General features: G+C 69.0%; 9 protein-coding genes. 6 read left to right on the top strand and 3 right to left on the bottom strand.

Going from position 1 to position 12,102, the window contains the following annotated elements; translation table 11 throughout:
* Positions 1-201: 201 nt before the first annotated feature.
* Together ACX9TP_RS48755 and ACX9TP_RS48750 are read right to left on the bottom strand one after the other, a co-directional pair.
* Positions 202-738 (bottom strand): PAS domain-containing protein, encoded by a 537-nt coding sequence (locus ACX9TP_RS48755; protein WP_482977597.1) that lies wholly within the window; start codon positions 736-738, stop codon positions 202-204.
* Positions 739-875: 137 nt separating this feature from the next.
* Positions 876-1,103: a hypothetical protein gene (locus tag ACX9TP_RS48750; protein ID WP_482977596.1), complete on the bottom strand. Its 228-nt coding sequence runs from the start codon at positions 1,101-1,103 to the stop codon at positions 876-878.
* A 6,096-nt stretch (positions 1,104-7,199) separates the two neighbouring features.
* On the opposite strand from ACX9TP_RS48750, the gene ACX9TP_RS48745 reads away from it, so the two are divergent.
* The 5 genes from ACX9TP_RS48745 to ACX9TP_RS48725 all read left to right on the top strand — a co-directional run bounded on the left by ACX9TP_RS48745 (position 7,200) and on the right by ACX9TP_RS48725 (position 10,529).
* Positions 7,200-7,991, top strand: a complete 792-nt coding sequence (locus tag ACX9TP_RS48745; RefSeq protein WP_482977595.1) for a ParA family protein — start codon at positions 7,200-7,202, stop codon at positions 7,989-7,991.
* Between the two features lie 105 nt (positions 7,992-8,096).
* Entirely contained in the window at positions 8,097-8,993 is an 897-nt protein-coding gene (locus ACX9TP_RS48740) for a ParB/RepB/Spo0J family partition protein (protein ID WP_482977594.1), read from the top strand.
* A 3-nt stretch (positions 8,994-8,996) separates the two neighbouring features.
* Positions 8,997-9,443 carry a bactofilin BacM gene (bacM, locus tag ACX9TP_RS48735; protein WP_482977593.1) on the top strand — a complete coding sequence of 149 codons (447 nt, stop codon included), beginning with the start codon at positions 8,997-8,999 and terminating at the stop codon, positions 9,441-9,443.
* Positions 9,443-9,988, top strand: coding sequence for a hypothetical protein (locus ACX9TP_RS48730; RefSeq protein ID WP_482977592.1), 546 nt, complete (start codon positions 9,443-9,445; stop codon positions 9,986-9,988). The genes bacM and ACX9TP_RS48730 overlap by 1 nt, the downstream gene beginning before the upstream one ends.
* 67 nt (positions 9,989-10,055) lie before the next feature.
* On the top strand, positions 10,056-10,529 hold the full coding sequence (locus ACX9TP_RS48725) for a CoA-binding protein (protein WP_482977591.1): 474 nt from the start codon (positions 10,056-10,058) through the stop codon (positions 10,527-10,529).
* A gap of 120 nt (positions 10,530-10,649) precedes the next feature.
* Here the strand turns inward: ACX9TP_RS48725 and ACX9TP_RS48720 are convergent, their stop codons facing one another.
* Positions 10,650-11,237 carry a Uma2 family endonuclease gene (locus ACX9TP_RS48720; protein WP_482977590.1) on the bottom strand — a complete coding sequence of 196 codons (588 nt, stop codon included), beginning with the start codon at positions 11,235-11,237 and terminating at the stop codon, positions 10,650-10,652.
* A 297-nt stretch (positions 11,238-11,534) separates the two neighbouring features.
* Here ACX9TP_RS48720 and ACX9TP_RS48715 point away from each other — a divergent pair, with 297 nt between their 5' ends.
* Positions 11,535-11,729, top strand: coding sequence for a hypothetical protein (locus ACX9TP_RS48715; protein ID WP_267857956.1), 195 nt, complete (start codon positions 11,535-11,537; stop codon positions 11,727-11,729).
* The last annotated feature ends 373 nt before the right edge of the window (positions 11,730-12,102 follow it).

Below are 12,102 nucleotides of genomic sequence, written 5' to 3'. Positions count from 1 at the left end.
GCTGTCGCAGGAGCTGGCCTGGTTCGCGGAGTCCTTGGCGCTGCGTGCGTGAGGCGTCACCTCGATGTTCGGTGCTGCCACATGAGGAGGCTTGGTTCGCGGAGTCCGTGGCGCCGCACGCGTGCGAGCCAGCATCTCGGCATCCGGCGCCATGGCACGAGCAGGCCTGCGTCATGGAGTCCGTGACGCCGCGCTCCTGAATCAGAGCCGCCGCGTCGGAGGAGGGCCCGGCGACAGGAGGCTCGACGATGAATGCCGCGCCGCCGCCGAGGCGGTGCTCACGCGCAACCTGCCTTCATGTGCCTCGACGATGTGCCGGGCGATGTGCAGTCCCAGGCCGAGCCCGCTGACCTCGTTCGCGCTGACGCGCCGCTCGAAGGGCACTTCCTGCGTCTTGCGCTCATCGATGCTGGCAACGTTGCCGGCCATGCGCGTGGGGTTTCCCATCATCGCGCCGTAGTGCGCGCGGCCGATGGCCTGGTCCCAGTGGATGCCGCCTTCGCGCCAGATGGGGCGGTACTCGGAGCGGTAGGCGTGCTCGCGGATGCGGACATCGGCATGCGCGATGACGCGGGCGCGGTCCTCGGGGTGAAGGCGCTGCATGACGTCCGTGGTGACGCTGCCGCGAAACGAGCCTGGCTCCGGACCGAAGACCTGTTCGCAGCGCGGGTCGAAGCGCAGCGTGTCGCTGGCGATGTCCCAGTTCCAGGTGCCCAGGTGCGAGGACGCGAGCACCATGTTCAGCCGCTGTTCTCTCTCTCTCTCTCTTCGAGCCGGCTGCCTGTGCGCCGTTGCTCATGGAGACCGATGACGGTGCCGGCAGGAAGCGGACGGAGCCGTCCGGGTTCTTCATCGGCATGGACTGGGGGCCAGCGTCAGGTGCCATCCGCGTGAGGCAGGCACATGTCGATGGAGAAGAGTGGGCCGGTGACTTCGGCCTGCTGGCAGTTGGTCACCGCGGAGCTGCGCGCCTCCGGATGGCGCGCGGCATCCCAGGTGGCCGCGCCGAGCAGGCGCATGGGCAGTCCGATGAGGGCGTGCCAGGCGCGGTTGAAGGAGTTCGTTTCGCCGGTGGCCGTGGTGGCGCAGACAAGCTGAGGCATGGCCGCGGCGAAGGTGTGGATGTGCCGGTCGCCTCGCGGTTGGGCGCTCAGTCATCGGGCAGCGAGGTGATTCGATGCGAGCGACTCCTTCAACGACGGGCACGGGCGCTCTCGCCGGGGAGCCGACGGTGGCGCGGCGGGGGAGGGGAGTGGTGGTGCCGGAGATGGCTCATCAGTACGGCGGGGTGGAGAGGGCGTCACTCGGAACGAAGTGCCACCGGGCTGTGCCTTCGTCTTCGCGGCAGTGGGCTCGTTCGCGGTGACTGCGCCAGACCGTGTTCCTTGTTCCACGTGGAACGGGGCGCGGGCCTGTCATCCGTTGATGCACGGGGCCCGCGCTGGTTCCGGCGCGCTGGCGGAGGATTCCGGGTCGTTGCCCGCCTGAGGTCTGCTGCACGCACCGGCTCGCTTCGCCCGGTCAGCCGTGAGTCTTCGTCAGTTCGGCCGAGCCGGCGACGTGCTGCGCGTTCCACGTGGACGACAGCAGCGGGCCGTCGAGGTTCGAAGCACAGCTGCGCGGACCACTGCGGCGCCGGGCTCCACGTGGAACGTGAATGACGGCAGCGGGCCATCAGCCGCATGGCTGTGAAGCGCAGCTGCGCTGACCACCGTGGCACCGCGCTCCACGTGGAACGTGGGCGACAGCAGCAGGACTTCACCCGCACGGATGCGAAGCGCGGCAGAGCTGACCATCGTGGCGTCGCGTTCCACGTGGAACGTGGGCGGCGGCAGCGGGCCTTCGAGTGCACGGATGCGAAGCGCAGCTGAGCTGACCACCGCAGTGCCGCGTTCCACGTGGAACGTGGGCGACAGCAGCGGGCCGTCAGGTGCACGGGTTCGACGCGCAGCTGTGCTGACCACCGCAGTGCCGCGTTCCACGTGGAACGTGGGCGACAGCAGCGGGCCGTCAGGTGCACGGGTTCGACGCGCAGCTGTGCTGACCACCGCAGTGCCGGGTTCCACGTGGAACGTGGGCGACAGCAGCGGGCCTTCAACCGCACGAGTTTGAAGTGCGGCTGAGCTGGCCACTGCGGCGCCGCGTTCCACGTGGAACGTGGCTGGAGTCATCCAGTCCTTCAGGCGTAGCGGTGCGCGCTGCGGCTGCGTGAGACGTCACGTTCCAAGTGGAGGGCGCGCGGCCCGTCGTTCAGGCACATCAGGTCTCGCCGCCGTTGCGCGCGACTGCTTGGACTCGTGTGAGTCGTGATGCCGCATCTGGTGCTTCACGGGCATCAGTCAGAACCGGGTCGGAGTCGGCTTGCGCGGCACCGAACTCCACGTGGAGAGCAGTCGACTCCATCCACTGCCCCAGCTCCCGCTCATGGGCGCTCACGCGCGAGTGCCGGCGCGTTCCACGTGGAACGCATCGGCGCGTCTGGTGCTCCAGGCACGTGGGTTGGAACTGAGTTCGCGAGGACATGAGAGACCTCGTGTTCCACGTGGAACTCGAACGGCGCATTCAGTCCTTCATGCATCCACGGCGAACAGCGGTGCCCGCACATGCACGGGGTCGCCCTTGCCCGGTGCTGCGCTGCAGGCGGTCGGACCTGTCGCTCACCGGTTCGGGGGCCGAGGCACCAGCGCGCGGCATCACGTTCCACGTGGAACGCGGGCGCACGCAGCGGGTGCTGCATGTGCGTCGCGCCATGCCGTCACTCCGCCAACTCACACGACAGCTCGCTCCGCGCGCAGCACGGCCACCTTCGCTGAAGAGCGTCCTGCGCACCGGTTCGGCCACCCGCACGGCCAAGCCGCACGGCATCCGTCGCCACGTGCAGGTGGCCAGCTCCAGGGTGTGCTCCTCGCGCTGTTTCGAACCTCCGCTGAGCTGAGCAGCGCAACAGCACGCGCGACATGGAGCGTGGCCAGCTTCAGCCGGTGCTTCATGTGCACCGGTTCAGCCACTCGCAGACCCGCGCTACGCGACATCGCGTTCCACGTGGGACGTGGCCTTCGCCATCAGGTGCCTCATGCGCGCGGGCGCAGACCGCTGGCGGCCGAGTCGACCCGTGCAGCGGTGCGGCTCCATCCATGTGGAGCATGTGCGGCGCGATGAGTCCCTTCAGGGATGCCACTTCGAGCCGTCGCTGAATCGACGCGCACGGCATCACGTTCCACGTGGAACGTGAGCGGCCTTGTCCAGCGCGTCAGGCGCACCGCCATCGACGTTCTCCTCGCGGACTTCCGGAGGCGTGTTCGCGTTCCACGTGGAACGCGACTCGTCGTCATGCACTCATGCCTGGGCCCAGTGGTCGCGGCTCATGGTGGCGAACGCAGGGCCTGTTCCACGTGGAACGTGGACTGCGCTTCGTGAGCCTCATCGTCATGCCCTCGCGAGTGGTCGCGGCTCATGGCGGGGAAGACGGGGCCTGTTCCACGTGGAACGCGAACAGCGCTTCATGACCCTCATCGTCGTGTACTCAGGCACGGGTTCAGTGGTCGCGGCTGATGGTGGCGAACTCGGGGCGTGTTCCACGTGGAACCGCGATGCGTGGCGGTCGTGTCTTGCCACGGACCTGTCGGCGCCCGTTCCACGTGGCACCGCGGTGCATGGTCGTTCCGGCTTCGTGCCGACCTGTCGAACCCGTGCTGCGGACCTGGAGGAGGGCATGGGTGCGTTCCACGTGGAACGCGAAGGCGCATCGGAGGCATCGCCGTGAAGCCGGGCCGTACCCGATGCCAGGCAGGGCGATGAGCCCGGCGTCTGGTTCCACGTGGAACAGGCCGCTCACGCGTCGTCGGCCCACGCACCGGGACTGCATGCGGAGACCCGGCTGGGGCGCGATTCAGGTGGAGCGCGGAGGCGCATCACCGTCTCTTCGTGCGGAGACATCGTGCGATGGCGAAGGTGCAGGGTGTGCTCCACGTGGAGCATGCATGCCTGTTGTCCACGCGTTGAGCGGAGGCGTCATGCGGAGGCGAGAGGTGCGGTGCGCGTGCCACGCCGAACGTGGATGCAGGCCGGTGGCTGATGCCTCGCGTAGGCGACGAGGGGGGCGTGGCGCGTGCTGAAGCGGGCGCGGATGCAGACCGGCGGCTGATGCGTCGGGTAGGCGGCGAGAGGTGCGGGCCACATGCCGCGTCGAACGTGGATGCAGACCGGCGACTGGTGCTTCGCGTAGGCGGCGAGAGGTGAGGGCCACGAGCTGAGTCGACAGTGGATGCAGGCCGGCGACTGGTGCTTCACGTCGAGGCCCCATGTGGTGGCGAGAGGTCGAGGCACGTTCCACGTGGAACGTGGAGGTCATCGGCTGTCGCGTCGCGCGTAGGGACTGTGCGGTGTCGAGAGGTCAGGGGGCGTTCCACGTGGAACGTGGATGCCGCCTGTTGGCACGTCGAGCAGAGGCTCCGCGCTGGGGCAGAGGTCACGGCGCGTTCCACGTGGAACCTGGCCACCTGTCGCTACGGCCTCGCGCTGAGAAGCGGTGTGGTGCTGACGGGGCACGGCACGGTCCGCATAAGCTTGGTGAAGCTCCTCAGGTGTCTGCGCGCGAAGTCCTGGGCCGGAGTCTTCGCGCGGGCGCGGGGCCTGGCGCTGAACTCCAGGTGGAGCGTGGAGTCTCATCCGCCTTCACGTGTCGCCGCATCCGCGTGGCGAGGTCGCGCCCACCGTGATGCGCGAGGTGGCGCGTACTGCCTGGGGCTGAATCCGCTCATCGGTGGCTGTCGGCATTGCCGCCGGTGGTCCCCTCTCTGGGCTCGTGTCGAACAGGCGCGACGGCACATGGGCAGGGGCAGTCCGCCAACCCGTCACCGCAATGAGACCGCCGAAGCCGCTGTTTCGGGGGCTCCCTTGAGGACGCTTCCCCGCGCGGTGACACGGAGGCCTCCACTTCTGAGACCTGCACGTGGTCCAGGTTCGCCGCATCCGGCGCAGAAGCGAGCGCAGAAACGAACGACGTACCGGGCATGAAGCACCGATGCGTCAGCGGCCCGGCCGCATGCCCAAGCCTCCGGCGGAAACACCCCAAGTGTCGGCGTGCACCAACTCGGGCACGGGAGGAGGAACAGACATGCCCATTCGCTCAGGCCACGCGGCACTTCGCGAGTCACCACGCCCGTGATGGCAACAGGCCCGTTCCACGTGGAACGCGGGTCCAGCGCATGCCCGGGAGGCGATAGGTCCCTGACCGCGGAGCCACTGCATGCCGCAGCTCGGGCAGACGGGGCCGGCCACACCGTGAAGCCCCGAGTCCCGAGCCCTGAATTCCGAGTTCGAGAGCCAGCGTCGCCGGGGTCCCCATGATGCGGTGGGCACCGCCGCGCGGATGACAGCACCAGGGAGCGCAACCCGGCGTTGAGCGAGCCCCCGGTTTCCGGAGGGGCTCGACGAACACGAAGACGTGCCGAGAGCTGTCCTCAGAAAGAGGCCGCGACCCACGGTGGCACCGTGCCGCGAAGTGCAGGCGTGGGCGCTGCGTTCATCCACGAGCGCGGAGGGGCAACGATGAGCCCTTCGTAACGCGAGCATCGTGCGTGCGGTCATCGCGGTGCTGGAGAGCGGTGACTCGGGTCCTCGGTCTGCGCTCAATTCCGCGGTACTCGGCTACGGGCTCACGGTGGGAAGGCGGCTCGGGGTCGAGGCTTGCGGTGGAAGCCCGCTTCTCGTCGAGCCCGGAGCATGGACCTCGAGCCTGCGCCCACCCTGAACGCGCCTCCGTCGCGCTTGCGTCCGCGGACGTGGTGACTCGGTCCGGGGAGCAGAGATGTCTCCCGCGTCCCTCAGGTCCGCGCGGCGTCACCAATGGTCGGCCTCAATCCGCGCGGTGGTTCGGTCCGGAAGGTGAACTCGTTCCACATGGAGCAGGGATGCGGTCTCCTCGGCGCTGCGTGGCGCGAAGCTCGCGCATGAGCAGGGCGCTGGAGGTCGGAGCGCTCGGCTCATGCTCAGCCAGTGCTCCGGGCGGGCACGAGCGGAAGCGAATCGGGCGGGATGCGCAGTGACTTCCTGCCCGAAGACCCGCAGCGCATGCCGATGGACAGGGATGGGAACCGCCGTACTGGCGTCATCAGCGAGGCCGCATGCCCACGGTCGGACGCGGCTCACGGTGCCATCACCGGCACTCACCTTGCGCCACGGCGGTGACCTGGTGCGCGGGCTTCACCCCAGCTCCAGTGCAGTGCCATCCCAACCGCGTCCGCCCATGCGGCTTGCGGCACACGAAAGGGGAGGGCCGGTGCTGTCCCGCCTGCGCACCCCGCCTGCTGACCTGGGCCCGGGGTTGCCCGGCACTGGCCAACGTCACCGCGTTCGAGCTCGCACATGGGAGTCGCTCCCGATGAACCGGGACGCGCGTGCTTCATCGGCGCTCGTCACGCGAGCACACCCCGCGCCACCACCGCTGCCATGCGCGGAGCCACGGCTTCACCGCGCTCGCTCCAGCTCAAGGCGTCACACGTCCGACCAGCGCAGTCGAGAGGCTGAAAAAAGCCCAGAAGGGCAGCCACGCCTCGACTCCGAAGGATTCCCTGCCGACGAGCCAACCGAAGGGCTGCCACCCCCGCAACAGACCGCACGGTCGTATCCTTATATAGGGGCCTGACATGGGACCCCTCCCGGTCCAGGCAGGCAGGCGGGCACATGGGGACGGAGCCATCGATTCCCGGCTCAACTGCCCCCGGCTCCCCGGCAGCCGAGCCAGCGACCCGTGGAACCCCGCCTCCCGCCACGAGGCTGGAGCCGGGCGCCACCTCCTTTATATAGGGAGCGGGATTCGGCCCTCATCGGCACCCACCGCGGGCCTTCGCTTCGGCACCGCACGCCCGTGGGCCCAGCGCGCTCAACCCGAGTCGGCCACCTTGCGCGTGCGCACGGAGCCCCACGATGCCGCGGACACCTTCACCCCACCGACTCCCGTGTGGCGACGCCGTCACCGAATCGCCCTCCAGCCCCACCCATCCACGGTGCCCCAGTCACCCCCGCACCGTCCGCGTCCACCGTCGCGGAAACACGGCGAAGAGAGCAGGGAGGCGAGGCTCGCTGACAATTTGATCCTCCCCCGAAGCGGGTGCTAGGAGCGTGGATCAGCGCGCAACCGTGCACGGCTTCACGCGCGGGGCCCTGGCACCGGCCGGGGTAGAGAGAGGATGGGCCACGTGGGTCGTATCATCTGCATCTCCAACCAGAAGGGCGGCGTGGGGAAGACCACCACCGCCATCAACCTCGCCGCGAGCCTCGCCTCCGCCGAGCGTCGCACGCTCCTGGTGGACATGGACCCGCAGGGCAACGCGGGCAGCGGGCTCGGCCTCAAGCGCGACAACCTCCACGGCACCATCTACGAAGCGCTCCTCAATGGCCGCCCCATGAAGGAGCTGCTCCACCCCACCGAGCTGCGCTACCTCCAGGTCATCCCCGCCACGCCGGACCTCACCGGCGCGGAAGTCGAGCTCGTCAACCAGGAGCACCGCGAGTTCCGCCTCCGCGACGCCCTGCGCCCCCTGGCCGCCGAGTACGACTACGTCATCATCGACTGCCCGCCGTCGCTCGGCCTGCTCACGCTCAACGCGCTCGCCGCCGCGGACACCGTCCTCATCCCCCTGCAGTGCGAGTACTACGCGCTCGAGGGCCTCTCGCAGCTCACGCACACCATCGACCTGGTGAAGCAGGGCCTCAACCCGGACCTGAAGATGGAGGGCATCCTCCTCACCATGTTCGACTCGCGCGCGAACATCGCCCACCAGGTCGTCGACGAGGTGCGCGGCTACTTCAAGAAGCAGGTCTTCGAGGTGGTCGTCCCGCGCAACGTGCGCCTGTCCGAGTGCCCGTCCTTCGGCAAGCCCATCATCCTGTACGACATCAAGTCGAAGGGCTGCGAGAGCTACCTGGCGCTCGGCCGCGAGCTCATGAAGCGCGACGCCCCCAAGTCGCCGCGCCGCCGCGTGGCCTGAAGTGAGCCGAAGTCTTCCGGAAGCAGCGGGGGCTCTCCGAGGTTGCCGGGGAGCCTTTGTCGTTCATGGCCGCCGTGAAAGTCGCCGCGGCGCTGGAGTCACGACGTGGTGAAAGCAGACATGCAGAAGCGGGCGCTCGGCCGTGGGCTCTCCGCCCTCATCCCCCAGGCCGCTCCCTCGGCCGGCGGCAAGGCCAACGAGCAGGCCGTCAACAAGGCCGGCGTCCTCAAGCTGCCCATCGAGTCCATCCACCGCGACAAGGAGCAGCCGCGCCAGCACTTCGACGAGGTGAAGCTCAAGGAGCTCTCCGAGTCCATCAAGGCGCAGGGCGTGCTCCAGCCCATCCTCGTCCGCAAGGACGGAGACGGCTACCGCATCATCGCCGGCGAGCGCCGCTGGCGCGCCTCCCAGGCCGCGGGCCTCAAGGAAGTGCCCGCAATCGTCAAGGATGTGACGGAGGTCCAGGCCTTCGAGCTGGCGCTGGTGGAGAACCTCCAGCGCGCGGACCTGAACCCGATTGAAGAGGCCGAGGGCTACAAGCGGCTCGTCGAGGAGTTCAAGCTCACGCAGGAGCAGGTCAGCCAGCGCGTGGGCAAGGAGCGCTCGACGGTGGCCAACGCCCTGCGGCTGCTCGCGCTGCCCGAGGACGTGAAGGTCATGGTGGCGGACGGCGCGCTGAGCATGGGCCATGCGCGGGCGCTGCTCGGGGTGCCACGCCTGCCGGAGCTGCAGAACCTGGCCAAACAGGTGGCGGACAAGAAGCTCTCCGTGCGTGACACGGAGCGGCTCGTCCAGCAGAGTCGCTCTTCGGGCAAGAAGGATGCGGGCAAGTCGCCGCCCAAGCAGAGCCCGCAGGTGAAGTCACTGGTGGAGGAGCTTCAGCGGCGACTGGGGACGAAGGTTCGGCTCACTGAACGCAGCCCAGGAAAGGGCACCATCGAGGTGGACTTCTTTTCGTACGATGACCTCGACCGGCTCTTGAAGCTTCTCAGGAAGGAGTAGGACGTGGCGCTCCTTGGCGGGAAAAAAGACGAAGCACCCAGCAAGCCTCTGTTCAGGCGGGAGGAGGATTCCGTGTCGCAGCGTTCCGGTGAGGTGCATACGCTCCTGGGCAAGGGGAGCGAGTTCGAGGGGAAGCTCACGTTCGAGGGACAGGTCCGCATCGACGGAAAGTTCAACGGGCAGATTGTCACCAAGGACGTGCTCGTCATCGGTGACGGCGCGAAGGTGAACGCTGAAATCCAGGCCGGCACCGTCATCATCAACGGCCAGGTCGAAGGCAACGTGAAGGCCACCCAGGTCATCGAGCTGAAGACGCCCGGCCGCGTGAAGGGCAACCTCGAGACGCCGTCGCTGTCCATGGACCGCGGCGTCATCTTCGAGGGCTCGCTGAAGATGGAGAACATCGGCGGTGGCGGAAAGCCGCCTCCCCCTGGTGGCGAAAAGAAGTAGTGCGCTCCCGGAAGCACATCGCGGTGGTGCTGGCGCTCGGCCTCCTGCCCGGCTGCAAGGGCTGCAAGCAGGAGGACGCGGCGCCGGACGCCGCTGCTTCGGACGCCTCGGCGCGGGGCACGTCCATCCGCTCGGGCATCAAGGTGCCGCTGCCCGACGGTTGGTCCGCGCAGGTGGCGCCCGATGACAGCTTCCAGGCGGGCCCGCCCGGCCGCCCGGTGCTGCGGGTGGACCTGCGGCGCGGGCAGGGCACGCAGAAGCCCTCGGCGGATGACCTGGCGGACCGCGTTCGCGGCGAGCTGAAGGGCTACGAGCTGTCGCTGGACCAGGAGGAGGAGACGGAGGCCTACACCCTCCTGCGCATCACCCTGGCGCCGAAGCTGGCGGATGGGGGCCTGGGGCTCCACGCGCCCGGCTTCTTCGGGGCGCGGCGGTTGGGGGATGACCTGTTCCTCTGCGCCAGCCTGCCCGGTGCCTCGCCGGAGGACGTGCTCGAGGCCACCGAGGCGTGCCGCAAAATCGAGGTCCAGGCCGCGCCGAAGTAGGGCACGGACGACGTGCTCCCTCGCCGCCGGGCCCGGCAGTGGCAACCTTCCGTCGCAGGAGGCAGCCATGGACTGGAAGGACAACCTCGTCGAGGACGATGCCGGTGTGCAGGAGGTCCTCGCGAGCAGCCGGCGCGTGGCGGTGCTGGGCATCCGCTCGGAGAGTCAGGCGCACAAGCCCGCGTACGCGGTGCCGCACCATCTGCAGGCGCACGGCTACGACATCGTCCCGGTGTCGGTGCACGGGGAGAAGGGGCCCATCCTCGGCCAGCCCGTGTACTCGGCGGTGGCGGACGTGCCCGGGGTGGTGGACGTGGTGGAGGTGTTCCGCAAGCCCGAGGACATCGACGGGCACGTGGAGGACCTGCTGAAGAAGAAGCCGCGCGCCGTGTGGTTCCAGCTCGGCATCCGCAACGACGCGGCCGCGGAGAAGCTGGCCCGCGCCGGCATCCGCGTGGTGCAGGACCGGTGCATGAAGGTGGAGCTCATGAAGCGCGAGCAGGCGCGGGAGGAGTCCGAGGGCTCGGGCGCGCAGGCCTGACTCAGGGCTCGGGTGGGGCGTTGCCGCTGCTTGAAAGGTGCACTGGCGCGTCCTCCGGCACTCACACCTGTCGCTGGGGCGTGTGCGGGAGCTCGCGGGTGTAGACGCCCGCGCGCGCCGTCAGTGCCTGCTGCGCCCGAAGAGCGTGGCGAGCGAGAGCTTGAGCTTCGGCAGGGCCGGGGTGGTCAGTGTGTCCTCCACGCCGAGCAGGTGGACCGTCCGGTAGCGCGCCTCGCGCCGGGCGGTGGGCTCGCTGTGGACCTCGACCGTGCGTGCGGCCACGTCCACCAGCCAGTACTCGGGGATGCCTGCCTTGGCGTAGATGGCCGACTTGAGCCTGTCGCGCGCGAGCGAGCTGTCCGCGACCTCCACCACCAGGAGCGCCTTGCGCGGCAGCCGGTCCTCCCGGTCCTCCGAGAGGGGAAGGATGGCGAGGTCCGGCTGCGGGCGGCTGTCACCACAAGCCAGCGGGCTTTGCGGACTCACCAGGGCCTTGCCCTGGGCGGCCACGGCCAGCGCCATGGTCAACCGCGCGATGAGGTTGGTGTGGGCGGGGCCGGGCGGCGTCATCGGAACCAGGACTCCTTCGAGCAACTCGACACGTTCGTCCTCCGCGAGGATGCCGGAGCGGACGAGCGCGTCGTACTCCTCGGGGGTCCAGCGCCTGCCGGGGAAGGTCAGAAACGCGCTCGCGAGGTCGGACGGCATGAGGCTCAGGATAGGCCGGCGACGCGAAGCGCGCGAGAGAGGAACCAGGCAGGCGTGGCCCCCGCGTGAACATCCGGCGTGCGCCGCGTGTCCAACCGATTATGAAATCCGTGACGGGGAGGAGGCCCTGGAGGACAGGACGCGGGGTGCACTTCCGTGCACGCCACGTCGTCATCGTCGCTGAGGGACTTCCACATTCTGTCACGGTTACTTAACCTGCACTTCCCCGGCCCGCGTTGGGTGCCCTTGCTGGACCCATCAGGACCTCCCACGCAGTGCCTTGCCAGGAGTCCCCGCATGTCGTTCTCCGGAATGCTCCCCCTCCCACTCGCCACCGTGGACCTTGGACCTCTGGGGGAGCAGGTGATTGTCGCGGGCGGCGTCATCGCCACCGTCGTCGCCGGACTCTGGGCCGCATGGACGCGTCCCACCGCGCAGCCCGTGCCGGTGCCCGTGCGCGCACCGTCCCGCCGCAACCCGCCGCGTCGCTAGTCGCCAGTCGCAGGTCCGTTGTCCCCGGCGCAGCCCGCGCTTCCGCGTGAGTCCTTCCGTGGAGCGCGGGCGCGTGCTGTCCCGCAAGACATCGGGCGTGGCGGCGGGTTGAACCCCAGCCACCCGCCCGATGCATCCCCCCGGCGGGATGTGTTGGCCCTTCCGTCCTTCCGTGGTGCGCGAGCGGGTCGAGAAGACCCCGGGAGCCTCCGTTGCCAGGAGGCGAAGACGTCAGGCTCCCGATGCTCCCTCTCCGGCAGGAGGAAGGAGTGTCACCCCGACGCGCGAACCCACTTCAGGACGGCGACCAGAAGGGTCCCCGGCCCTGGACCCCGATTGCCGGCCACACCCGTCCGGCATCAGACGATTCTCG

The organism is Pyxidicoccus sp. M15, from assembly GCF_056858435.1.
This window is presented reverse-complemented; position numbering and strand designations above follow the sequence as displayed.

Bases quoted from the DNA above. Each gene is read 5' to 3' on its own strand.
- ACX9TP_RS48755 (WP_482977597.1), bottom strand. From the start codon at position 738: ATGGTGCTCGCGTCCTCGCACCTGGGCACCTGGAACTGGGACATCGCC.
- ACX9TP_RS48715 (WP_267857956.1), top strand. From the start codon at position 11,535: ATGTCGTTCTCCGGAATGCTCCCCCTCCCACTCGCCACCGTGGACCTT.
- ACX9TP_RS48725 (WP_482977591.1), top strand. From the start codon at position 10,056: ATGGACTGGAAGGACAACCTCGTCGAGGACGATGCCGGTGTGCAGGAG.
- ACX9TP_RS48720 (WP_482977590.1), bottom strand. From the start codon at position 11,237: ATGCCGTCCGACCTCGCGAGCGCGTTTCTGACCTTCCCCGGCAGGCGC.
- ACX9TP_RS48750 (WP_482977596.1), bottom strand. From the start codon at position 1,103: ATGCCTCAGCTTGTCTGCGCCACCACGGCCACCGGCGAAACGAACTCC.